A 22,596-nucleotide genomic window follows, 5' to 3' on the forward strand; every position below is an offset into this window, starting at 1 on the left:
CGAACCGGCGCCCCGACGCTGCGACCACCACGTTCCCCTCCTGACTCACACTCTTCACGAGCACCATTCAACGCTAATTGTTTGCCCATGGCGACGGGTGCCGATTGTCCAGATCGGGCCCTCGGTCGGCAAAACGAAACACTCTGTTGGCCCGCTGAATTGGAAATGGCACCGGGCGGCATTGCTCAGTCGCCGCCGATCCGCTGCCACCAGCCGATAAACTGGTTTGCATTGCCCCCGTAGCTCAGGTGGATAGAGCACATGACTTCTAATCTTGTGGTCGCAGGTTCGAGTCCTGCCGGGGGCGCAGCACCGAGGCGCAGCGCCGGGCACGGCGTCGCGTGACATTCTGCCGAAGAACGGCAAAGATACCGGGTAAACCGGGAAAGGTTGGGCAATGAGCCACGAACGCACGATCATCCTCTACACCGTCTTCATGATCGCGCTGGTGGTGGCGTCGGCCGTGATCATCGCGTGGGTCGCCTGACCGGTTCGAGTACCGTCATCGTCGATGACACCTACTGACCTCGTCCTGTTCAGCGTCACTGACCGGGTAGCGCTGATCACCGTCAACGATCCCGACCGCCGCAACGCGGTCACCGCCACGATGTCGGCGCAACTGCGGGCTGCCGTGGAGCGGGCCGAAGCCGACTCCGGCGTGCACGCGGTGATCGTCACCGGCGCGGGCCGGGCGTTCTGCGCCGGCGCCGACCTCTCGGCCCTCGGCGCCGCCACCGAGGACGGACTGTTGGCGCTCTACGACGGATTCATGGCGGTCGCGCAGTGTGCGCTGCCCACCATCGCCGCGGTCAACGGCGCCGCCGTGGGTGCCGGGTTGAACCTGGCATTGGCGGCCGACCTGCGGATCGCCGGCCAAGCGGCTTTGTTCGACGCCCGGTTCCAGCAACTGGGTCTGCACCCCGGCGGGGGCGCCACCTGGATGCTGCACCGGGCGGTCGGGCCCCAGGTGGCCCGGGCCGCGCTGCTGTTCGGCATGCGTTTCGACGCCGAGGCCGCGCTGCGTCACGGGTTGGCTCTGCAGGTCGCCGACGATCCGGTCGCCGCGGCCATGACGCTGGCCGCCGGGCCCGCGTCGGCACCGCGAGACGTCGTGTTGGCCACCAAGGCCACGATGCGCACGACTGCCAGTCCGGGCGCGGTCGAAGGCGAGCAACACGAGTTCGCCAAGCGCACCGAGCTGGGCCCACAGGCGGCGACCGTCGAGTCACCGGAGTTCGCGTCGCGGCTGGCCGCAGCGCGGCGCAGATAACCCGCCCGGCTACAGGTCCAACAGCGCGGTGTCGGGATGCTCGATCAGATCCCGTAGCGCACAGAGGAACTCGGCGACCTGCGCGCCGTCGGCGATCCGATGGTCGAAGGCACACGTCAGTGTCATCTGCGGGCGCACGGCGACGGTGTCGCCGAGGGCCACCGGCCGCGGTTTGAGCGAACCCATGCCCAGGATCGCCGCCTCCGGGTAGTTGATCACCGGCACCCCGTCGTCGAGGCCCAGGGCGCCGAAGTTGGAGACCGTGAACGTCGAACCCTGCAACTCGGCGGGTTTGAGGCTGCCGGCCCGGGCGTCGGCGATCAGCCGGGCCACACAGTCGGCCAGCTCTCGGGTGGTCTTGCGCTGCGCGTCGAACACCACCGGCACCAACAGGCCGCGGGGGGCGGCCACCCCGACACCGAGGTGTATCGCACGGTGGGTGCGCACCCGCGGGCCCTCCGGCGCCTCGACCCAGGTCGCGTTGAGCACCGGGTGTCGCGTCAGGGCGATGACCAACAGCCGCAGCGTCAGCACGAACGGCGTGATCGCAGCCCCGTCCGGGCCGGCGGCAAGACGGTCCCGCAGCTGCACGAGGTTGGCGCAGTCCACCTGCACGCTGCCGTGGGCGTCGGGAATTCTGCTGCGCGACAGTGTCATCCGTTCGGCCATCGCCGCCTGCACGGCGCTCGGCGCCCGCAGCTCCTCGCCACCGGCGGCCGCGAGCACACCGTCGGTGGTGATCACACCGCTCGGGCCCGGAGGGACACCGCTGAGGTCGACGCCCAGCTCGGCGGCGAGCTTGCGGGCGCCCGGCTTGGCTTTGGGCCGTCCGGTGGTGGCGCAGGTGCGCCGGCTGCTGTCGAAGGTGTCGTCGGCGCCGTAACCCACCAGCACCGGCGTACGCCCGGCCGGGGCGGCTTCAGCGGGCCCGGAACCCTCGGCCGTGCCGGTGTCGATGCGCACCAGCGGCGCCCCGACCGCGAGCACGTCGCCCTGTGCCCCGCCGAGTTCGGCGACCCGGCCGGCGTAGGGGCTGGGGATCTCCACTTCGGCTTTGGCCGTCTCCACCGTGCACAACACCTGGTTGAGCTCCACCTGGTCGCCGACGGCGACGTTCCAGCTGGTCACCGTCACCTCTTCGAGCCCCTCACCGAGGTCGGGGACCGCGAAGGTCTTCGGTTCGGCGCTCACGGCAGCTCCAGGACCCGCTGGACGCTGTCGAGCAGCCGGTCGGGACCTGGCAGCCAGAGCCGTTCCAGCCGGGCCGGCGGATACGGTGTGTCGAATCCGGTGACCCGCAATACCGGCGCCTCCAGCTCGTAGAACAGCTCCTCGGAGATGCGTGCGGCCAGTTCGGCTCCGTAGCCGAGGTTTCGTGGACCCTCGTGCAGCACCACGCAACGCCCGGTGCGGCGGACGGATTCGGTGACGGCGTCGAAGTCGAGCGGGACCAGGGAGCGCAGGTCGACCACCTCCAAGCTCCAGCCGTGTTGTTGGGCACCGATTTCGGCTGCCGCCAGCGCGGTGGCCACCCCGCCGCCGTAGGTCAGCACGGTGGCGTCGGTGCCCGGCCGGCGCACTGCGGCGCGTCCGATGCCCGGCTGCGGGCGGGTGGTGTCCACCGGCCCGCGGGACCAGTACCGCCGCTTGGGCTCCAGGAACATCACCGGATCGGGTGCGGCGACGGCGTGCCGCAGCAGCCAGTAGGCATCCGACGGATCGGCGGGGACAACCACTTTCAGCCCGGCGGTGTGTGCCCAGTATGTTTCGGTGGATTCCGAATGGTGTTCGGCCGCACCGATTCCGCCGAATGACGGTATCCGCACGGTGACCGGCATCGACATCTCGCCGCGGGTCCGGGTCCGGTACTTCGCCAGGTGGCTGACCACCTGATCGAGGGCCGGGTAGCTGAATCCGTCGAACTGGATCTCCGGGACCGGGACGAAGCCGCGCATCGCCAGCCCGATGGCGATGCCGATCACCGCGGACTCGGCCAGCGGCGTATCGAAACAGCGTTGCTCACCAAAGGTCTCGGCCAGCCCCTCGGTCACCCGGAACACACCGCCCTGCACGCCGACGTCGGTCCCGAACACCAGCACCTTGGGCTCGGCGTCCATCGCGTCCCGCAGCGCCCGGTTGAGCGCCTGCACCATGGTCAGCTGCTCGGTGGCCGAGTTGGGCCCTCCCGAGCCCACGGCCGAGGCCGGGTTCGGCGAGCGGGTCGGCGGTTCGAGGATCTGGGTCATCAGCGCTCCCTGTCCAGCTCGACGCGCAGCGCGCGGCGCTGCTGCTGCAGTTCCGGGGTGATGTCGGCGTAGACGGCGGTGAAGACCTCGTCGACGTCGAAATCGGCTGCGCCGACCGTGGCGTCGCGCAATTCGGTGCGCAGCCGCTGCGCCCGGGCGGCGACCCGGTCCTCGAGGCGCTGCGTCCAGACGCCGATGTTGCGCAGGTAGGCGCGGTAGCGCGGGATCGGGTCGAGCGCAGTCCACCGCTCGAGCTCGGCACTGCTGCGGTAGCGGGTCGGATCATCGGAGGTGGTGTGCGGGCCGAGCCGGTAGGTGACGGCCTCGATCATGCTCGGCCCGCCGCCGGTCCGGGCCCGCTCGGCTGCCTCGGCCATCACCGCGTAGCAGGCCAGCACGTCGTTGCCGTCCACCCGGATTCCCGGCATCCCGTAGCCGATCGCCTTGTGCGCCAGCGACGGCGCGGCGGTCTGTCGGTGCAGCGGCACCGAGATCGCCCACTGGTTGTTCTGCACGTAGAACACGCACGGCACCGCGAACACCGCGGCGAAGTTCAGCGCTTCATGGACGTCGCCCTCGCTGGTGGCGCCGTCACCGACGAACGCGACGGTGACGGAATCCTCGCCGAGGCGTTGCGCGCCCATCGCCGCGCCCACCGCGTGCAGCGCCTGGGTGCCGATCGGGACCGCGATCGGCGCACAGCATTTCGCGGTGAACTCCAGCCCGCCGTTCCACGTTCCGCGCCAGGCGGCCGCCAGGTTCCACGCTGGGATACCGCGGGTGATGAACACCCCCAGCTCGCGGTACTGCGGGAACAGCCAGTCGGTCTTGCGCAGGCAGGCGGCGGCACCGACCTGGGCCGCCTCCTGGCCGCGACAGGAGGCGTACAACGCCAGCTCGCCTTGGCGCTGCAGGTTGACCAGTTCGGTATCGAACTCGCGGGTGAGCACCATCAACTCGTAGAGCCAGCCCAGGGTCTCCTCGGGCAGCTCCCGGCTGTAGCGATTCTCGGCGGTCGGCGCACCGTCCGGCCCGACGAGCTGCACAGGTTCAAGGGCGACCTCGGGACCGGTAATGCCTGGCAGCTGGCCCATGCGAGCCTCCTTGTGACGCTGCTCCCATTATGCCAGCGACCACGCGCTGACCCGGGTTTGCGCGCGCGGCGGCGGCGTCGTGTCGGGCGCTAGCCGGAGACGTCGAAGATGCCGTGCGCCCCGTTCTCGGCGTGCCGCATGTCGTGATCCATGAACGGGTAGTGACCCGCCTCGGGGAAGGTCAGTTCGACGAAACCGCCTTGGGCGGGCGCCAGGTCGAGGGCCTGGGAGCCGCCGGAACCGCCGGGCTCGTGCAGCAGCCAGGCGCCCTCTTTGTAGACGGTGTCGAACTGCGTGCCGACGACGTGGAAGGCGATCGAGTCGCCGGGGCCGGCGTTGACCACCCACACCCGCACCCGCTCGCCGGTGTGCGCCGGCAGCGGGGCGTGCATGTACTGGGCCGCCGTGCCGTTGAACATCCAGCCGTCGGGCTGTCCGGCGCGGATCGCCGTGGTCTTGGCGTCGGCGTCGGGCGCTCCGGCATAGAGTTGCGCGCCGACCAGGGCGTATTCCCGGTCCACGGCCGGCAGTCCGGGTGGGTCGATGATCACCGCGCCGTACATGCCGTTGGCGATATGCAGCGTCATCGGAGGTGTACTGCAGTGATACAGCCAGGCGCCGGCCCGCCGCGCGGTGAACCGGTAGACCAGCCGCTCCCCCGGCTCCAGCGTGCGCATCGGTTGGTCCGGCGCCAGCGCCCCGGCGTGAAAGTCGATGCCGTGACCCATGGTCGCGTCATTGATCAGGGTGATCTCGAAGATGTCCCCGACCCGGCCGTGCAGGATCGGGGCCGGCTCCACACCACCGAAGGTCCAGCGGATCTCACGGAGCCCCGGCGCGACCTCCAGCTCCCGGTCCACGGCGCGCAGTTCCACCCGATGCAGGCCCGGCGTGGCCGGAGCCAGCACCGCGTCGTACGGCGTCCAGCCCGGCGACGGATCGGCGGCCAGGTTCAGGGTGGCCGGTGCCGGGGATCCCCCGCCCGGGCCGCCGCCGCTGTGCTCGTGGCGGGGAACGCCGCCGACGGCACGGATCGTCATCGTCATCCCGGCGGCCCGGTGGCCGGGTACGTCGCACCAGACGTCGCGGTCCTGGCGGACCACCCCGAGATCGAGCACCGCGGTCTGGCCGCGGCTCAGCCGCGGGGTGTGCTCGCCGGTGTCGACGTGCAGGTCGTGCGGCAGTCCGTCGACGTTGGTGACCCGCAGCACCAGCCGTGTTCCGGCCGGCACGTCCAGCACGTCGGGCGAGAAGCGCATGTTGTTCAGCGTGACGTCGACGGTGCGTGCTTCGCCAGCGATTCCGGCAGCTGCCGACGGCGCCGGGGCGCCCATCCCCAGCGCCAGGGCCGAGGCGACCCCGACCGCTGCGGCCAGGCCAACAGCCCCGGTCACCGCACCCGAATGCGGCTTGATCGCCTCGATGTCGATCGGGCCGCGCAGCGCCACCGGTAAGGCAAGCCGCAGCGCCAGCAGCAGGAAACTGCCGACCGCGACGGCGGCCAGCACCCAGCCGATCACCGGCAGCGGTCCCTGCCACGGCCCGGCCACCAGCGGCACGGCGACGTTGATCGCCCCCACCCGCGCCTGCCAGCCCTGGTCCAGATACGCGATGACCGCCTTGCGGACCGGCGGGCCGTTGGCCACCAGGATCGGCAGCAGCTGACTCAGCGCACCGAGCAGGATCTGCGCGACGAAGCCCACCGCCAGCAGGGGCAGCAGGGTGTGCTCCACGAACGCCGGCAACACATCGACGGAGCGCGCCGCGATCAGCGCGACCACCTCGATCACGACGGCCACCCCGAGCCAGCCGGCCGCACCGACCAGCATCCAGGCCGCAGGCCCGGTGAAGCTTCGTCCCGGCCACAATCCGGCGATCGCCAGTACGACTCCAACCGCGTAGCCGGCCAAGCCTGCCGCGGCCAGCCACCAACTGCCGGCGAGTAGGCCCACGGTGGCGACGGCCAACCCGACGGTCAGGGTCGGCAGCGCACGACGGGCCATCGCGAAGCTGCGCGGGGTGATCTTCTCCCGGATCGTGGTGGGCCACAGCGTGAAAAGCGTGCCCACCACGGTCAGCCCGATCCAGCCGTAAAGCATCACATGCACGTGCGTCGTCCACAGCCGCGCATACCACCGTGCAATGCCGAACGCCATCGCCGCACCGGTCGCCGATCCGGCCAGCAGGGCCACCACGGCGGCCAGATAGAAACCGACAAGGTAGTCGAAACGCGCCGAGAGCGCGCGCTTCTTCATCGCGATCAACTCGGCGCCGTGGGCGAGGCCGACCACGGCCACCACGGCGCCGCCGATACCGGTCAGCACCTCGGCGTTCCACGCGACACCGGACAGGGCCGCGACGACGCCGACATTGAGCAGGGTCAGCTTGACCACGAGATGCCAGTGCGGCGGGTCGGGAACCCGGCACAGCGTCGTGGTGAAGTGTCCCGACCAGATCACGATCGCGTTGGTTGCCGCGCCGAGCAGCAGCGCGTGCACCGGCAGCCAGATCGGGTGCGAAATGGCATTGTGCCCGATGAGCAGCGCGACCGAGACCGCCAGCCAGCCCAGCACCACGATATTGGCGCCCAGGAACACCGGCCCGCGCGGTCCGCCGCGGCGGCGGGGCTTGGCGACCGGCGCCGGGGGTGGTGGCGACCCCAACTGAATCATGATCGCCAGGCTACGGTGGGCGCGTCACCAGGGGTAAGAGACCTTAGGCATCGAAGACGAATCGGTTTCGGTAGTCGCGCAGGCGGGTGGCGATCTCGTCGGGATCCAGCCCCAGGTCGGCCGGGCGGTAATCCACCGCGCCGTAGCGCCCACGTGGATGGTCGCTACGGAACTGCGACATCGCTTCGCGGGCCCGGGTATCGAGCGACTGACCGGCAAGCTCGTAGATGGCGGCAACGGTGCCGTCCTCGTCGGCCATGAAGTCTTCGAAGCGCACGTCGACCGACTGCCCCGACGGCAGCACATCACGGTCGCGCAGGCATCCGGTGAGCAGGTCGTCGGCCCGGTCGAGCCAGTACGCCGAGATCTTGACCGGGTCGGGGTGGTCGCAGGCCATCCGCGCCGCATAGCTGATCATGGTGGCCATCGACTGCGTCACCTCGACCGGATCCCGATGGGTGACAACGAAAGTCGCATCCGGGAAGGTGGCATACAGCGCCGGGAACTGCTCGAGGTGCTGGGGGGATTTGAGCACCCAGCGGGTCCCGCCGCGCAGCCATTGCAGCGCCTGCAGGGTGCGTTTGAGGTAGGCGTACGACGGCGTCTGGTCGTGCGCTTTGTAGTGCGCCGCGAAACTCGGCAGGTAGTAGCTGCATTCGAAGAGCATTCCCGAGATGTCGTTGGCCAACAGCTGGATTTCTTCGTGCGCGTGGTCGACGGTCATGTCGTGCATGCGCTTGAACTCGGGCATCGAGGTGTTGATCAGGTCCAACCCGACGGCGCAGCGGTCACGTCTGGCCTGCGGATCGGGTTCGCCCGGGGTGGCGACCGGCTCCATGCTCTCCCAGTAGGGCAGGTACCGCAGCGCCGGGTCGGCGGCGATCAGGTTGTGCAGATGTGTGGTCCCGGTGCGCGGCAGCCCGCAGATGATGATCGGCCGCTCGATCTCGACATCGTCGATCTCGGGGTGGGTCGCGATCAGGTCTTCCAGCCGCAGCCGGTTGGCCAGATGGCCGACCAATTGCTCGAACGCCATCATCCGTCCGACCCCGGACAGGTCGGCCTCGTCGGCAAACGACCCGCACAGGACGTCCAGGCGTTCCCGAAATCCGTTGTCGCCCCAGTTGTTCAGGCCGGTGCGCTCGGCGGCGGCCTGCAGCAGCATCTCCGGTGTCAGCCGCAGCGCGGCACCGTAACCGGCCAAGCCGTCGCGCATCGGGACGGCGGCTGCGGGATAGATCGGATTGGCGAGATCGTCGAGCCGGATCGCGCCCGGACGAGCGGCGGGGGCGCTCACGACGCCAGCTCTGCGACGTCGACGACGCGGCAGTTCAGCGGGTCCGGGGTGACTTCCGGCAGGAACCAGCGCAGCCAGATCAGGCCTTTGGCCCGGCCCGCGGTCGACACCCAGTTCGGATGCCCGGGATCGGTGTCGCTGATCACGATCTGCCACGACCCGTCCGGCCGATAGCTGACCTGCGCGCCATTGATGGTGACCCGTTCGCGGGTGTAGTCGTAGGTGTGCAGGAACGGATTCCACAGGCACAGGTTCCAGAACACGCACTCCGGGGAGGTGCCCTCGATGAGCAGTGCCTGGCCCGGTTGCAGTTCGTAGGCCCCCATCGAGTAGGCGGCGTCACCGGCGGCCCAGCCGACGGTGCGGCTCGGCACCGGGTAGGGGTCCTGCAGGGCGTTGGCCGGTAGCCGCACGGGCACCATGGCGGCCTGCTCGCGGATCCAGGTCCGTGCCGCGCGCATCCGCCGGCTCAGGTCGGCTCGGGTGTCGACACGGCGCGGGGTGTCGTCGAGCGCTTCGATACGCCACTGCACCCGCCGATCGGTGCCGGGCTCGGTGAGATAGTCGCGGGTCAGGATGAACACGGCGTCGGGCTCGAGTTTGAGCCAGTTGCCCTGCTGCTGTTGCGCACTGATGACGAATTCGAAGTTGCCGTGCGCGTCGCAGCCCAGGTCGCGGTCGTTGATCGTGTCGATAATGCGGTCGCTGTAGCGGCCGTCGTCGGGGCCGCCGTAGACGGTCATGGACAGATAGACCGAATCGCCGCGGTTGCCCGTCACCCGGTAGCTGCGGCTCGGGTCGATCGGCGCCAGCTGGTAGAAGGCATCCGAATTGTCGCCGCCCCACTTCAGGTACGGCCCGATCACGTCCACCAGGATGGGCTTGTCGGAGTCCCCCCAGATATAGGCCTCGGCGGCGACCCGCAGCAGGCTCAACGCCCACCGGTAGCCGTCGAGGATGTCGGCCTCCTCGAGAGGCGGATCGGCGGTCAGCAGGCGCTGCTCGACGGCGCGGACCTCGTCGAGCAGGTCACCGAAGGCCTGGGACAGCTCGGGGAGTTCGTCATTCATCGCAATTCTCCTTCGTTGTCAATCCCCGCAGCACCAGGGAGCACAGCCGGTCGGCGGCTCCGTCGAGCGAGTCGGGCGCCAGAACCTGGGCGATGTAAAAGCTGGTGCCCACCAACGCGTCATACGCGATCTCGACATCGACGTCGGGGGCCAGTACGCCTTGGTCGACGCCGGCTCGGATCAGCGCCCCGAACGCGGCGCGGGTGTTCTCGTCGAGCAGCTGTTGGGTGCGGATGAACAATTCGGGGTCGCGGTGGCGATCGGCCAGGATGCCCAGTGCCGCGGCGGCCACCTCCGGTGAGCGCCAGAAGTCGAACACCCGGGCGACGAATCGGCGAAGGTCGGCTTCGAAGTCGCCCGAGCTGGTCAGCACGTCGCCGACCTCGGCGGCAAAGACCGCGTCGAATACCAGGTGGGTCTTCGACGGCCAGCGCCGGTAGACGGTCGGCCGGCTGACGTCGGCCTCCCGCGCGATCGCCTCGATGGAGACCTGGTCATAGCCGTCGCGAGCCAGCAGCCGGCGGGCGGCCTCGGTGATCGCCTGCTCGGTGCGCGGATTGCGTGGGCGCCCGCGGCCGGTCGGGGCGGATTCCGAATCGGCTGTCATCGCGCGTGTGTTGGCCATCGACTCACGAGCCAAATATTTACATTACGTAACGTAAATAGTCAATGGTTTCGGCGCGGTCGTCCCAGGGGATCTCTCAGAACGCGTAGCGGTGGTACTGCGACATGTTCGCCGCCGCCGGAACCAGCGACATCGCCTTGCCCAGCGCGCGGTAGCGACGCGGCAGCCGCGCGAAGCTGTCCGACTCGAACCAGCGCTGCCATTGCAGCAGCCGGGTACCCGACACGGCGGAAAGGATGTCGTCGGGTCCGTTGATCGCCCAGTGCAGCTTCGCGCCGGAGCGGCGCACCACGGCGTTGGACCACTGCGACTTGATCCCCAGCCAGTTGAAGGCGTCGAACTGCAGCTCCCCCCTCGGGGCATGCTCGACGACGCGGCGCAGTAACGCCACCCCGTCCGATTCGGTGAGGTACATGGTCAGGCCTTCGCCGAGCATCAATGTCGGTCGGCCGGTGGGGATTTCGGCGAACCATGCCGGGTCGGTGACCGACGCCGCCAGCACATGGTTGTGCTCCCGCTCGGGCAGTAGCCGCCGGCGCAGCGCAGCCACGTCCGGATAGTCGATGTCATACCAGTCGACTCCAGGGCCTGGAGCAAGCCGGAAGTATCGGGCGTCAAGCCCGCAGCCCAGGTGCAGCACCACGGCGTCGGGGTTGGCCGCCAGGAAATTGCCTGCCCAGCCGTCGAAGTGCGCCGAACGGGTGGTCACCGACGGTGATCGCGCCACGGTGATGGAGGTGCTGCTCCAGTCGTAGTCGATGTGCTCGACCACTTCCTTGGCGAAGCGATCCCCCAGGATCGGTTCGGGTAGATCGGCGTCCAGCGCCTTGGCGTACAGCGTCGCGAGCATGGTCTGCGGGGCGCCGCGCAGATCCACCCGCGCCTTGTCGGAGGTCATGGACTCCGAGGCTAGCGGCCCCACCGGCCGGGCGGACCGAACTGAACGCCGCCCGGTGTGGTGTTCAGTCCTTCGCCGTTACCCACTGCCGTTCAACGGCTTTGACCAGTGCCATCAGGGTCGCGTTGACCGGGGCCTGCTCCCCGACCTGTGCGGCCCGGCGCAGCACCGCACCGTTGATCACGTCGATCTCGCTGACCCGGCGGGCCTGGTGGTCCAGCAGCGCAGACGGTTTGGCATCCGGCATCTGCGCACCGAATGCCCGCACGTGGGCGACCGGGTCAGACACCGCAATGTCGATCCCGGCGGCGCGGGCCACCGTCCAGGCTTCGGTTGCGGCGGCGCGGCTGACCGGGCCCATGGCTGCGTCGTCGTCGCGGACCTGCCCCACCGTCATGCCGGTAAGCGCGCACGGGGCGCTGTAGGCGACGTTGCAGATCAGCTTCTCCCACTGCATGGCGACGATGTCGCCGACCGCCGCCGCATCGAATCCGGCATCGGACCACACCCGGGCGATCTCCTCGACGGCCGAAAACGGCAGCGCCGCATAGGCGCCGAACCGGACCGCCCGCATCGCATTGTGGTGCACATGCCCGGGCCCGGGACGCGATGCGCCGAAGCCACTGGCGATGCCCACCGCCACGCGCTCTGCCCCGACGATGCCGGCGACGATGTCGGCCGACCCGAGTCCGTTCTGGATGGTCAGTACCGGCGTCCGCTCGCCGAGCAGCGGCAGTGCCTGGGTGGCCCCGACGCCGACGTCGGCGGCTTTGACCGCCAGCACCACCAAGTCCATCGGATCGGCCGGCGCCACGGTGGCCGCCCGCATGGCCACCACCTGGTCGGGTTGCGGCCCGCTGATCCGCAGGCCGTCGGCATTGATGGCTTCGACGTGCCCGGCTGACCGGTCGATGGCGACGACGTCATTGCCGGCCGCGGCCAGCCTGCCGGCGTAGATCGAACCCATGGCGCCGCATCCGATGACCGCGATCTTCATCGGCTCATCCCACCAGGTCGGCGATCGCAGCGGCCAGGTCGGGTTTTTCCTCCAGCCCGAATCCCGGGGCGTCGGTGGGTCTGATGGTGCCGGCGGCCAGCACGCACCCAGGTGAGTACCCACCGAAGGGTGCGAACACCCCGGGATAGGACTCACAACCTCCCAAGCCCAATCCCGCCGCGATGTGCAGGTTGATCAGATGGCCGCCGTGCGGGAACGCACAGCCGCGGTGGTAACCGTGTGTCTCGAGCACTTCGAGCATGCGGGCGTATTCGGTCAGCCCGTAGCTCAAGCCCGCATCCATCTGGAAGATGTCGCGGCCCGGACGCATGCCGCCGTAGCGGACCAGGTTGGTCATGTCCCGCACCGAGAACAGGTTTTCGCCGGTGGCGACCGCACCGGGATAACCGGCGATCACCTCAGCGTTCAGCGCGAAATCCAGTGGGTCACCGGGTTCCTCGTACCAGCGCAGGCCGTAGCCGCTCAGTTCTCGCGCCCAGTCCCGCGCCGCCGCGGCGTCGAACCGGCCGTTGGCGTCGACGGCGACCCGCGCGCCGCTGCCCACAACGTCGATCACCGCTTCGATGCGGTCCAGGTCCGCACGCATCGACGCGCCGCCGATCTTCATCTTGACCGCGTCGTAGCCCAGGTCGAGATAGCCGCGCATCTCGGTGCGGAGCCGATCCAGCCCGTCGCCCGGGTAGTAGTAGCCCCCGGCGGCGTACACCGGCACCGCGGCGACGGCTTCTTTCCTGTCCGAGTCCCGGCCGAAGTGTCGCGCGATGGTGCGGTAGGCGGGTTCGTCGGCGAGTTTGGCGTTGAGATCCCAGCAGGCCAGTTCCAGCGCCGCCGCCGCACCGGCCCGATCACCATGGCCGCCGGGCTTTTCATCGGTGAGCGCTCGGCCCAGGACTCGCGCGGGATCGATGCGGCCGGTGTGGTCGAGTAGCGACTGCGGGTCCGCCCCCAGGACCCGCGGAATCATCCGGTCGGCCAGGATGCCGCCTTGGGCGAACCGGCCGATCGAGTTGAACGCGACGCCGGTCACCGGTTTCCCGTGCCGGATCCGGTCGGTGACGACGGCGACCAGCGACACCGTGTGCCGGGAGAAGTCCACCAGTGCGTTGGCGATCTCACCGCGAAGCGGTACCGACGTCTCGACGATCCGGGTGATGCGCATGCGTCGTGACTCCTCCGGCTAGGCGTTAATCCGCTCGCCGCAGGATAGCCTCGGCGTGCCGCAGCACCGGAGAGTCGACCATCTGTCCTTCGAACGCGAACACCCCGCGCTCGGACCGGGCTGCGGCGAGCACCCTTCGCGCCCAATCGACTTTGTCGGTATCGGGGCGGTAGGCGTCGCGCACCACCGCCACCTGGGTCGGGTGGATGCACACCGTTGCGGCGAATCCGACCGCGGCGCCGTCGACCGCTTCGGCCTTCAGCCCGTCGAGGTCACCGATGTTGAGGTAGACGGCGTCCAGCGCCGCGCGCCCGAACGCCGATGCCGCGAGCAGCACCGTCGAGCGCGCGTGGCGGGCGACGTCGCGATAGGTGCCGTCGGGGTGCCGGCTGGAGCCACCGCCCATGGCGGCGACCAGGTCCTCAGCGCCCCACATCATCGCCACGCAACCCTGCTCGGCGGCGATCTCGGTGGCCAACACGACACCGCGCGGAGTTTCCAGCAGGGCGACGACGTGCCGGGGCGCCAACGCGCTCACCTGGGCGGCCGACTCGGTCTTGGCCAGCATCACCGTCGTGTACGCAGTGTCGGCCAGCGCCTCCAAGTCGCGGGCCTGATCCTCGGTGCCGGCCGGGTTGACCCGTACCACGGTCCGCTCCGGTTCGAGTGGATTGGCCCGCAACGCTTCCCGGGCGCCGGGCCGGTCCGCGGCCGCCACCCCGTCCTCCAGGTCCAGGATCACCACGTCGGCGACCGCGGCGGCTTTGGCGAACCGCTCCGGGCGATCCGCCGGACAGAACAGCCATGCCGGTCCAGCCGATGACAAAGTCATGCCGACTCGCCTGCCGGCCGTTTGCGCACCAGCGTGGTGCGCACCGCACGCGCGACGACGTCCCCGTGCTGGTTGCGCCCGACGTGCTCCAGCGTCACGATGCCTTCGCCGGGGCGGCTTTTGGATTCGCGCTTGTCGGTGCAGACCGTCTCGGCATAGAGGGTGTCACCGTGAAACACCGGTTTGGGAAAAGACACCTCCGAGAAGCCCAGGTTGGCCACGATGGTGCCCAGCGTCAGCTGCGCCACCGACAGGCCGACGAGCGTGGACAGGGTGAACATCGAATTCACCAGGCGCTCACCACGAAAGCCGGGCTGCTCCGCCGCCCAGGCTGCGTCCAGGTGCAGCGACTGGGTGTTCATGGTCAGCGTGGTGAACAGCACGTTGTCGGCCTCGGTGACGGTGCGCCCGGGCCGGTGGGCGTAGGTGGTGCCGATCTCGTACTCCTCGAACCACAGCCCGCGCTGCTCGACGGTTTTGCGTTCGTCAGCCATCAGCCCATCCCCAGCGATCGTGCGATCAGCATCAGCTGCACCTCGGTGGTGCCCTCACCGATCTCTAGGATCTTGCTGTCGCGGTAGTGCCGGGCCACCGGGTATTCGTTGATGAAGCCGTAGCCGCCGTGGATCTGGGTGGCGTCGCGGGCGTTGTCCATCGCCGCCTCCGAGGAGATCATCTTGGCGATCGCCGCCTCCTTCTTGAACGGCTTGCCGGCCAGCATCTTCGCGACGGCGTCGTAGTAGGCGGTACGCGCGACGTGGGCGCGGGCCTCCATCCGGGCGATCTTGAAGCTGATCGCCTGATAGGAGCCGATCGTCTGGCCGAACGCCTCACGTTCGCCGGCGTACTTGACGCTTTCGTCGACACAGCCCTGGGCCACCCCGGTGGCCACCGCGGCGATCGCGATCCGGCCCTCGTCCAGGATCGAGAGGAAATTCGCGTAGCCCCGGCCATCCTCCCCGAGCAGGTTCCCCTGCGGAACGCGGGCGTCGGTGAAGGTGAGCGGGTGGGTGTCCGAGGCGTTCCAGCCCACCTTGTTGTAGGCCGGTTCCACGGTGAAACCCGGTGTGCCGGAAGGGACGATGATCGTGGAGATCTCTTTCTTGCCGTCGGGCCGGGTGCCGGTGACGGCGGTGACGGTCACCAGCGAGGTGATGTCGGTGCCGGAGTTGGTGATGAACTGCTTGGTGCCGTTGATGACCCAGTCACTGCCGTCTCGCCGGGCGGTGGTGCGGGTGCCGCCGGCATCCGATCCCGCGCCGGGTTCGGTCAGGCCGAAGCCGGCCAGCGCACGGCCGGCGACCAGATCCGGCAGCCAGGTCTGCTTCTGTTCCTCGGTGCCGAATCGGTAGATCGGCATCGCACCGAGGCCCACCCCGGCCTCCAGGGTCATCGCCACCGACTGGTCGACCTTGCCGAGCTCCTCCAGCGCGAGCGTCAGCGCAAAGAAATCGCCGCCCATACCGCCGTACTCTTCGGGGAACGGCAGCCCGAACAGCCCCATCTCGCCCATCTTGGCGATCACCTCGTAGGGGAAGCTGTGCTCTTCGTCGTGCTTGGCGGACACCGGAGCGACCACGGTGCGAGCGAACTCCGCGACCGTGTCTCGCAGGTCCTGGTATTCCTTCGGCAGCACACCTGCCGTGATCGTCGTCATTGCGTCTCTTCCTCACTTGACTCGGGAATCAGCCGGGCCAGGACCTGGTCCACCTTCACCTGATCGCCCACCGACACCAATACCTCCACCCGTCCGCTGATCGGCGCGGTCAGGGTGTGTTCCATCTTCATCGCCTCGACCACCACGACTGGTTCGCCTTCCTCGACGGGCGAATCCGCCGCGACGTTGACCGCGATCACGCTGCCGGGCATCGGGCTGAGGATCTCGGCGCTGCGGGGCCCCCCGCCGCGATGCACCCGGACCACTTCGGCTTCGCGTAGGTGCCAGCTGCCGCGCTCATCGGCGATCCAGAGCTGGCCGTCCTCCTCGGCGAACGCATACGAGCGACGCCGGCCGGCCAGCGTCACCATCATCCGGTCGTCGTCGACTTCGATGCTTCCGCAGTCGATCTCGCCGTCGCCGATCTGCACCCGCGCGTCGGCCGGGAGCCCCCACACCGACACCGTCTCCGAGCGCAGCGGGGTGCGCATTTCGGTGCGCACCGGTGCCGGCGCGCCGATCCGCCAGCCGCTCGGGGATCCCCACAGCGATGTCTGCCCGGACAGCGCCCATTGCCGGTAGAGACCGCCCGCGGCCAGCACATCATCGGGTGCGGGCGCCGGCGCGAAGTCGGCCGACCTGGTGTCCAGCAGTCCGGTGTCCAGGTCGCCGGCCACCACCCGCGAATCGGCCAGCAGGAACCGGAGAAACTCGACGTTGGTCTGCACTCCGAATACCGCGGTCGCGCCCAGCGCCGCGTCGAGTCGTGCCAGCGCCTGTGCCCGGTCGGAACCGTGGGCGATCAGCTTGGACAGCATCGGGTCGTAGTCGCTGCCGACCACGGTTCCGGCCTGCAGTGACGAGTCCACCCGAATTCCGGGGCCGGCGGGTTCGTGCACCGCCAGCACCCGCCCGCCGGTGGGTAGGAAACCGCGCGCGGGGTCTTCGGCGTACACCCGGGCCTCGATCGCGTGTCCGCTCAACGTGATCTCGTCCTGGGCGAACGGCAGTTTCTCGCCGGCGGCCACCCGCAGCTGCCACTCGACAAGATCCAGGCCGGTGACCGCTTCGGTGACCGGATGCTCGACCTGTAGCCGGGTGTTCATCTCCATGAAGAAGAACTCGTCCGGACTGTCCGCGGAGACGATGAACTCCACGGTGCCGGCGCCGACGTAGTCCACGCTGCGGGCGGTGTTGCAGGCCGCTGCTCCGATCCGGGCCCGGGTGGCGGTGTCCAGCAGCGGCGACGGCGCCTCCTCGATGACCTTCTGGTGGCGCCGCTGCAGGCTGCATTCCCGTTCGCCGAGGTGCACCACATTGCCCTGGCTGTCGGCGAGCACCTGAACCTCGATGTGGCGGGGCCGCAACACGAATCGTTCCAGGAACAGGGTGTCGTCGCCGAACGCCGACGCCGCCTCCCGTCGCGCGGTCACCAATGCTGCGCGCAGCGCGGCGGGGTCCTCGACCAGGTGCATGCCCTTCCCGCCGCCGCCGGCCGAGGGCTTGATCAGCACCGGGTAGCCGATCTCGGCGGCCGCCGCGACCAGTTCGTCGTCGGTCAGGCCCGGCTTGGCCAACCCGGGGACCACTGGGACATCAAAGGCCGAGACAGTCTGTTTCGCCGAGATCTTGTCGCCCATCACCTCGATGGCTCGCGCCGGCGGCCCGATGAATACCACCCCGGCCTGCTCGCAGGCAGCGGCGAATCCGGCGTTCTCGGAGAGGAACCCGTAGCCGGGGTGGATCGCCTGGGCGCCGGTGGTCGCGGCGGCCGCGAGCACCTTGGGAATCGACAAGTAACTGTCCAGCACGGGTGCCGGCCCCAGCCGTACCGCGGTGTCGGCTTCGCGCACATGCCGCGCCCCGGCGTCGGCGTCGCTGTAGACGGCTACCGATCGGATGCCCATCCTGCGCAGGGTGTGGATGACCCGCACCGCGATCTCACCGCGATTGGCTACCAGGACCGTATCGAACATGGCTGAACTCATCTGGGTCACATCCGGAAAACGCCGTAGGAGACCGGGTCCAGCGGCGCGTTCGAGCAGACCGAAAGCGCAAGGCCCAGCACTGTTCTGGTGTCGGCGGGGTCGATGATCCCGTCGTCCCACAACCGCGCGGTTGAGTAGTACGGGTTGCCCTGCGCCTCGTATTGGTCGCGGATCGGCGCCTTGAACGCCTCCTCGTCGGCGGGCGACCACGGCTTGCCCGCGGCGTCGAGTTGTTCGCCGCGGACCGTGGCCAGCACCGATGCGGCCTGTTCGCCACCCATCACCGAGATCCGGGCGTTGGGCCACATCCACAGAAATCGCGGCGAATACGCCCGGCCACACATGGAGTAGTTGCCCGCTCCGTAGGACCCGCCGATCACCACCGTCAGTTTGGGCACCCGCGCACAGGCCACCGCGGTGACCATCTTGGCGCCGTGCTTGGCGATACCGCCGGCCTCGTAGTCGCGGCCCACCATGAAGCCGGCGATGTTCTGCAGAAACACCAGGGGGATACTGCGCTTGTCGCACAACTCGATGAAATGCGCACCCTTGAGGGCCGATTCGCCGAACAACACACCGTTGTTGGCGATGATTCCCACCGGGTGGCCGTGGATACGGGCGAACGCCGTCACCAGCGTCTTGCCGTACTCGGCCTTGAACTCGCTGAATTCGCTGCCGTCGACCAGTCGGACGATCACCTGCCGCACGTCATAGGGCACCCTCGGGTCCGGTGGCACCACATCGTAGAGCTCTGCCGGGTCATGGTGAGGGTCTACCGAACTGCCTATCTGCCAAGGACTTTCGTGGCGCGGTCCGAACGTCGCCGCGATCTGACGGACGATGCGCAAGGCGTGTTCGTCGTCGTCGGCCAGGTAGTCGGTGACCCCGGAGACCTTGGAGTGCAACTCGCCGCCGCCGAGTTCTTCGGCGGTCACCACCTCTCCGGTGGCAGCCTTCACCAGCGGCGGACCGCCGAGGAAGATCGTGCCCTGCTCGCGCACGATGACAGCCTCGTCGCTCATGGCGGGCACATAGGCGCCGCCGGCGGTGCAGGAGCCGAGCACGGCGGCGATCTGCGGGATACCCCGGGCACTCATGGTCGCCTGGTTGTAGAAGATGCGGCCGAAGTGCTCGCGGTCCGGAAAGACCTCGTCCTGGCGGGGCAGGAACGCACCGCCGGAGTCGACCAGATAGATGCAGGGCAGCTGGTTGCCCAGTGCGACCTCCTGGGCACGCAGGTGTTTTTTGACGGTGACCGGGTAGTAGGTGCCGCCCTTGACGGTGGCGTCGTTGGCGACGATCACGCATTCCCGCCCGGACACCCGCCCGATCCCGGTGATGATGCCGGCCCCGGGGCACTCGTCGTCGTACATGCCGTCGGCGGCCAGCGGAGCCAGCTCCAGGAACGGACTGCCCGGATCCAGCAGCCGGTCGACCCGGTCACGCGGCAACAGTTTGCCCCGCGCCACGTGACGCTGCCGGGAATGCTCACTGCCGCCGAGCGCGGCGGTCGCCAGCTTGGTGTTGAGCTCGTCGACCAGGCGCCGGTGCTCATCGGCGAATGTGGGTGCCGTCATGACAGTTTCGACAGGTCCATCGGCGCATCGGTTTTCGCGACGACCTCATCGACGGAGACGCCCGGCGCGGTCTCGACCAACTGCAGGCCCGCGTCGGTGACGTCGATGACGGCCAGGTCGGTGATGATGCGGTCGACGCAGCGGGCGCCGGTGAGCGGCAGCGTGCAGTGCTCGACGATCTTCGCGCTGCCGTCTTTGGCCGCGTGCTCCATCATCACGAGGACGCGGCGCGCCCCGTGCACCAGATCCATCGCCCCGCCCATGCCCTTGATCATCTTGCCGGGGATCATCCAGTTGGCCAGGTCGCCGACCGCTGAAACCTGCATGGCGCCAAGCACCGCCACATCGAGGTGGCCGCCGCGGATCACCCCGAACGAGGTGGACGACGAGAAGAAGGACGCGCCCGCAAGGACGGTCACTGTTTCTTTGCCGGCGTTGATCAGGTCGGCGTCGATGTCCTCGCGGCGCGGGTACGGCCCGACACCGAGGATCCCGTTCTCCGAATGCAGCACGACGCTGACGCCGTCGGGGATGTGGTTGGGAATCAGGGTGGGCAGCCCGATGCCGAGATTGACGTACTGCCCGTCCTCCAATTCGGCGGCCACCCGTGCTGCCAGTTGGTCCCTGGTGAGTGTCATGACTGCCGCACCGTCTCCCGCTCGATTCGCTTGATCGGATTCGGTACGTGCACCACCCGGTGCACGTGCACCCCCGGCGTATGCACTTCCGCCGGGCCGATCTCGCCGGGTTCGACGAGGTGCTCGACCTCGGCGATCGTGATGCGGCCGGCAGCGGCGCAGTCCGGGTTGAAGTTGGCGGCGGCCTCGCGGTAGACGAGGTTGCCGTGCCGATCGCCCTTCCAGGCGTGCACCAGCGCGAAATCGGTGCGAATCGCCCGCTCCAGCACGTAGGTGCGCCCGTCGAAGTCGCGGGTCTCCTTGCGCGGTGAGGCCACCGCCACCCCGCCGGCCCCGTCATAGCGCCACGGCAGACCGCCGTCGGCCACCTGGGTGCCCACGCCCGTCGGGGTGTAGAACGCCGGAATTCCGGCTCCGCCTGCGCGCAGCCGTTCGGCGAGGGTGCCCTGCGGGGTCAACTCCACCTCGAGTTCGCCGGACAGGAACTGCCGCGCGAACTCCTTGTTCTCCCCCACGTAGGAGCTGACTGTGCGGCGGATCCGCTTGTGCTCCAACAGCACTCCCAGCCCGATGCCGTCGACACCGCAGTTGTTCGAAACCGTCTCCAGATCGGTGACCCCGAGCCGTAGCACCGCCTCGATCAACGCCTCCGGTATGCCGCACAACCCGAACCCGCCCACCGCCAGTGACGCACCGTCGGTCACGTCGGCCACTGCTTCTGCCGCCGTCGCCACGACCTTGTCGATCGCCACCAGCGCCTCCTCGTTTTCAGTTAATGTTGATTAACTGATCTCAGAGAATACCATTCTCCCGCGACCCTGTCAGCCACCGCTCAAATGCACTATCGCCTGGCGGCGCATCTCATCCTTGCGCACCTTGCCGGTGACCGTCAGCGGGAACTCCTCGACGACCCGCAGATACCGCGGCACCTTGAAGTGCGCCAACCGGCCGGCGCAGAAGTCCCGCAGCGCCTCGCGGGTCAGCGGCAGCGCACCGTCGCGCATCATCACCACCGCCATCAGCTCCTCGCCGTAGGTTTCGTCGGGCACGCCGACGACCTGGACGTCGAGGATGTCGGGGTGGGTGTGCAGAAACTCCTCGATCTCACGCGGGTAGATGTTCTCACCACCGCGAATCACCATGTCCTTGATCCGCCCGGTGACCCGCACGTAGCCGTCGTCGTCCATGACGGCCAGATCCCCACTGTGCATCCAGCCGTCGGCGTCGATGACCGCCGCGGTCCTGGCCGGGTCGTTCCAGTAGCCGGTCATCACCGAATAACCGCGGGTGCAGAACTCGCCGACCTCCCCTCGCGGCACCGTCTGGCCGGTGCCGGGTTCGGTCACCTTGATCTCCAGGTGCGGGGCCACCCGCCCGACTGTCTCGACCCGCTGCGCCAGCGAGTCCTCAGCGCGGGTCTGAGTCGACACCGGGGAGGTCTCGGTCATGCCGTAGCAGATCGCGACTCCGGTCATGTGCATGTCGTCGATCACCCGCCGCATCACCTCCGCCGGGCACGGCGAGCCGGCCATGATCCCGGTGCGCAGGCTGGTGAGGTCGTAGCGGGCGAAGTCGGGCAGACCGAGCTCGGCGATGAACATCGTGGGCACCCCGTAGAGGCTGGTGCACGCCTCATCCTGCACGGCACGCAGCGTGGCCGCCGGATCGAAACCGGGTGCCGGGATGATGATGGCCGCACCGTGACTGGTCGCCGCCAGGTTCCCCATCACCATCCCGAAGCAGTGGTAGAACGGCACCGGCAGGCAGACCCGGTCCTGCTCGGTGTAGCCCAGCAACTCCCCGACCAGGTAGCCGTTGTTGAGGATGTTGTGGTGGCTCAGCGTCGCGCCTTTGGGGTAACCCGTTGTGCCCGAGGTGTATTGGATGTCAATCGGGTCGCGGGTATGCAGTGCGGCGGCCGCCTTGCTCAAGGCTGCGGCGTCGGCCGCAGTGCCGGCCAGCTCGCGCCACCGCGGGTTGTCGATGAACACCACCTCACGAAGTTCCGGACACTCGGGGGCGGCTTCGCCCAGCAGCGCAACGTAATCCGAGGACTTGAAACGCGACGCCGAGATCACCATCGCGGCCCCGGACTGCTTGAGCGCGTAGGCCAGTTCGTGGGAGCGGTAGGCGGGGTTGAGGTTGACCAGCACGGCTCCGATCTCGGCGCAGGCGTACTGGGTCAGCACCCATTCGGCGCAGTTGGGCGCCCAGATTCCCACCCGGTCCCCGGCGCCGATACCGGCCTGCAGTAGGCCGCTCGCCAGCCGTCGCACATCAGCCGACAGCTCGGCATAGCTCCAGCGCCGGCCCGACGCAACGTCCACCAACGCATCGCGATCGGGGTGCGCGTTCGCGGTGGCAGCCAGATCGGCACCGATGGTCGTCTCCAACAGGGCGGGTCGGGTCTCGCCGCGGGCGTAGGACAACTCGCGACGTGCCGCGGGTCCCGCAGTTGCCATCAGGCCTCCACCGGTGTCGCCCGAAGCCGGGTCGGCCCCGAGGCGATGGGTGCTACGTTAGTGACCATTAACTCAGCTGTCCATGATGAGCGG

The 22,596-nt window shown here is 68.9% G+C and carries 19 protein-coding genes and 1 tRNA gene; 2 read left to right on the forward strand and 18 right to left on the reverse strand.

Annotation, left to right across the window (positions count from 1 at the left end; all coding sequences use genetic code 11):
- Positions 1 to 233: 233 nt before the first annotated feature.
- Positions 234 to 307: transfer RNA gene (locus tag G6N23_RS13620), tRNA-Arg, on the forward strand.
- Positions 308 to 511: 204 nt separating this feature from the next.
- Positions 512 to 1,270 (forward strand): enoyl-CoA hydratase, encoded by a 759-nt coding sequence (locus G6N23_RS13625; RefSeq protein ID WP_085260226.1) that lies wholly within the window; start codon positions 512 to 514, stop codon positions 1,268 to 1,270.
- Positions 1,271 to 1,279: 9 nt separating this feature from the next.
- On the opposite strand, the gene G6N23_RS13630 is transcribed toward G6N23_RS13625, so the two are convergent.
- The 18 genes from G6N23_RS13630 to G6N23_RS13715 all read right to left on the reverse strand — a co-directional run bounded on the left by G6N23_RS13630 (position 1,280) and on the right by G6N23_RS13715 (position 22,503).
- A complete protein-coding gene (locus G6N23_RS13630; RefSeq protein ID WP_085260225.1) occupies positions 1,280 to 2,461 on the reverse strand; it encodes a dihydrolipoamide acetyltransferase family protein in 1,182 nt (393 codons plus the stop codon).
- Positions 2,458 to 3,516, reverse strand: a complete 1,059-nt coding sequence (locus tag G6N23_RS13635; protein ID WP_085260224.1) for an alpha-ketoacid dehydrogenase subunit beta — start codon at positions 3,514 to 3,516, stop codon at positions 2,458 to 2,460. Before G6N23_RS13635 ends, G6N23_RS13630 begins: the two co-directional genes overlap by 4 nt.
- Positions 3,516 to 4,610, reverse strand: coding sequence for a pyruvate dehydrogenase (acetyl-transferring) E1 component subunit alpha (gene pdhA, locus G6N23_RS13640; RefSeq protein WP_085260223.1), 1,095 nt, complete (start codon positions 4,608 to 4,610; stop codon positions 3,516 to 3,518). The genes G6N23_RS13635 and pdhA overlap by 1 nt, the downstream gene beginning before the upstream one ends.
- An 89-nt stretch (positions 4,611 to 4,699) precedes the next feature.
- A complete protein-coding gene (locus tag G6N23_RS13645; RefSeq protein ID WP_085260222.1) occupies positions 4,700 to 7,282 on the reverse strand; it encodes a multicopper oxidase domain-containing protein in 2,583 nt (860 codons plus the stop codon).
- A gap of 43 nt (positions 7,283 to 7,325) precedes the next feature.
- Complete coding sequence (locus G6N23_RS13650; protein WP_085260221.1) at positions 7,326 to 8,579, reverse strand: sulfotransferase family protein; 1,254 nt, start codon at positions 8,577 to 8,579, stop codon at positions 7,326 to 7,328.
- Positions 8,576 to 9,649, reverse strand: a complete 1,074-nt coding sequence (locus G6N23_RS13655) for a DUF1214 domain-containing protein (RefSeq protein WP_085260220.1) — start codon at positions 9,647 to 9,649, stop codon at positions 8,576 to 8,578. The genes G6N23_RS13650 and G6N23_RS13655 overlap by 4 nt, the downstream gene beginning before the upstream one ends.
- Positions 9,642 to 10,256 (reverse strand): TetR/AcrR family transcriptional regulator, encoded by a 615-nt coding sequence (locus G6N23_RS13660; RefSeq protein ID WP_095173789.1) that lies wholly within the window; start codon positions 10,254 to 10,256, stop codon positions 9,642 to 9,644. Before G6N23_RS13660 ends, G6N23_RS13655 begins: the two co-directional genes overlap by 8 nt.
- Before the next feature lie 94 nt (positions 10,257 to 10,350).
- Positions 10,351 to 11,172, reverse strand: coding sequence for a class I SAM-dependent methyltransferase (locus G6N23_RS13665; RefSeq protein ID WP_085260218.1), 822 nt, complete (start codon positions 11,170 to 11,172; stop codon positions 10,351 to 10,353).
- A 64-nt stretch (positions 11,173 to 11,236) separates the two neighbouring features.
- Complete coding sequence (locus G6N23_RS13670) at positions 11,237 to 12,169, reverse strand: ketopantoate reductase family protein (protein WP_085260217.1); 933 nt, start codon at positions 12,167 to 12,169, stop codon at positions 11,237 to 11,239.
- Positions 12,170 to 12,173: 4 nt separating this feature from the next.
- Positions 12,174 to 13,349, reverse strand: coding sequence for an enolase C-terminal domain-like protein (locus tag G6N23_RS13675; protein ID WP_085260216.1), 1,176 nt, complete (start codon positions 13,347 to 13,349; stop codon positions 12,174 to 12,176).
- A 25-nt stretch (positions 13,350 to 13,374) separates the two neighbouring features.
- The gene (locus G6N23_RS13680; protein ID WP_085260215.1) at positions 13,375 to 14,181 is read right to left on the reverse strand and encodes an HpcH/HpaI aldolase/citrate lyase family protein; all 807 of its coding nucleotides are present in this window, start codon (positions 14,179 to 14,181) and stop codon (positions 13,375 to 13,377) included.
- Entirely contained in the window at positions 14,178 to 14,675 is a 498-nt protein-coding gene (locus tag G6N23_RS13685) for a MaoC family dehydratase (RefSeq protein WP_085260214.1), read from the reverse strand. Before G6N23_RS13685 ends, G6N23_RS13680 begins: the two co-directional genes overlap by 4 nt.
- Positions 14,675 to 15,838, reverse strand: coding sequence for an acyl-CoA dehydrogenase family protein (locus G6N23_RS13690; protein WP_085260213.1), 1,164 nt, complete (start codon positions 15,836 to 15,838; stop codon positions 14,675 to 14,677). Before G6N23_RS13690 ends, G6N23_RS13685 begins: the two co-directional genes overlap by 1 nt.
- Complete coding sequence (locus G6N23_RS13695; protein ID WP_085260299.1) at positions 15,835 to 17,814, reverse strand: acetyl/propionyl/methylcrotonyl-CoA carboxylase subunit alpha; 1,980 nt, start codon at positions 17,812 to 17,814, stop codon at positions 15,835 to 15,837. The genes G6N23_RS13690 and G6N23_RS13695 overlap by 4 nt, the downstream gene beginning before the upstream one ends.
- 17 nt (positions 17,815 to 17,831) lie before the next feature.
- The gene (locus G6N23_RS13700) at positions 17,832 to 19,403 is read right to left on the reverse strand and encodes a carboxyl transferase domain-containing protein (protein WP_085260212.1); all 1,572 of its coding nucleotides are present in this window, start codon (positions 19,401 to 19,403) and stop codon (positions 17,832 to 17,834) included.
- Complete coding sequence (locus G6N23_RS13705; protein WP_085260211.1) at positions 19,400 to 20,041, reverse strand: 3-oxoacid CoA-transferase subunit B; 642 nt, start codon at positions 20,039 to 20,041, stop codon at positions 19,400 to 19,402. Before G6N23_RS13705 ends, G6N23_RS13700 begins: the two co-directional genes overlap by 4 nt.
- Positions 20,038 to 20,787, reverse strand: coding sequence for a CoA transferase subunit A (locus G6N23_RS13710; protein ID WP_085260298.1), 750 nt, complete (start codon positions 20,785 to 20,787; stop codon positions 20,038 to 20,040). The genes G6N23_RS13705 and G6N23_RS13710 overlap by 4 nt, the downstream gene beginning before the upstream one ends.
- 75 nt (positions 20,788 to 20,862) lie before the next feature.
- On the reverse strand, positions 20,863 to 22,503 hold the full coding sequence (locus tag G6N23_RS13715; protein ID WP_085260210.1) for an AMP-binding protein: 1,641 nt from the start codon (positions 22,501 to 22,503) through the stop codon (positions 20,863 to 20,865).
- Positions 22,504 to 22,596: the final 93 nt, after the last annotated feature.

This window comes from Mycolicibacter terrae (assembly GCF_010727125.1).
Lineage (GTDB): Bacteria > Actinomycetota > Actinomycetes > Mycobacteriales > Mycobacteriaceae > Mycobacterium > Mycobacterium terrae.

What these genes read in the sequence shown, in the direction of transcription:
- G6N23_RS13625 (WP_085260226.1), top strand. Translation starts at nt 512, where the DNA reads ATGACACCTACTGACCTCGTCCTGTTCAGCGTCACTGACCGGGTAGCG.
- G6N23_RS13635 (WP_085260224.1), bottom strand. Translation starts at nt 3,516, where the DNA reads ATGACCCAGATCCTCGAACCGCCGACCCGCTCGCCGAACCCGGCCTCG.
- pdhA (WP_085260223.1), bottom strand. Translation starts at nt 4,610, where the DNA reads ATGGGCCAGCTGCCAGGCATTACCGGTCCCGAGGTCGCCCTTGAACCT.
- G6N23_RS13645 (WP_085260222.1), bottom strand. Translation starts at nt 7,282, where the DNA reads ATGATTCAGTTGGGGTCGCCACCACCCCCGGCGCCGGTCGCCAAGCCC.
- G6N23_RS13655 (WP_085260220.1), bottom strand. Translation starts at nt 9,649, where the DNA reads ATGAATGACGAACTCCCCGAGCTGTCCCAGGCCTTCGGTGACCTGCTC.
- G6N23_RS13660 (WP_095173789.1), bottom strand. Translation starts at nt 10,256, where the DNA reads ATGACAGCCGATTCGGAATCCGCCCCGACCGGCCGCGGGCGCCCACGC.
- G6N23_RS13665 (WP_085260218.1), bottom strand. Translation starts at nt 11,172, where the DNA reads ATGACCTCCGACAAGGCGCGGGTGGATCTGCGCGGCGCCCCGCAGACC.
- G6N23_RS13670 (WP_085260217.1), bottom strand. Translation starts at nt 12,169, where the DNA reads ATGAAGATCGCGGTCATCGGATGCGGCGCCATGGGTTCGATCTACGCC.
- G6N23_RS13675 (WP_085260216.1), bottom strand. Translation starts at nt 13,349, where the DNA reads ATGCGCATCACCCGGATCGTCGAGACGTCGGTACCGCTTCGCGGTGAG.
- G6N23_RS13680 (WP_085260215.1), bottom strand. Translation starts at nt 14,181, where the DNA reads ATGACTTTGTCATCGGCTGGACCGGCATGGCTGTTCTGTCCGGCGGAT.
- G6N23_RS13685 (WP_085260214.1), bottom strand. Translation starts at nt 14,675, where the DNA reads ATGGCTGACGAACGCAAAACCGTCGAGCAGCGCGGGCTGTGGTTCGAG.
- G6N23_RS13690 (WP_085260213.1), bottom strand. Translation starts at nt 15,838, where the DNA reads ATGACGACGATCACGGCAGGTGTGCTGCCGAAGGAATACCAGGACCTG.
- G6N23_RS13695 (WP_085260299.1), bottom strand. Translation starts at nt 17,814, where the DNA reads ATGTTCGATACGGTCCTGGTAGCCAATCGCGGTGAGATCGCGGTGCGG.
- G6N23_RS13700 (WP_085260212.1), bottom strand. Translation starts at nt 19,403, where the DNA reads ATGACGGCACCCACATTCGCCGATGAGCACCGGCGCCTGGTCGACGAG.
- G6N23_RS13705 (WP_085260211.1), bottom strand. Translation starts at nt 20,041, where the DNA reads ATGACACTCACCAGGGACCAACTGGCAGCACGGGTGGCCGCCGAATTG.
- G6N23_RS13715 (WP_085260210.1), bottom strand. Translation starts at nt 22,503, where the DNA reads ATGGCAACTGCGGGACCCGCGGCACGTCGCGAGTTGTCCTACGCCCGC.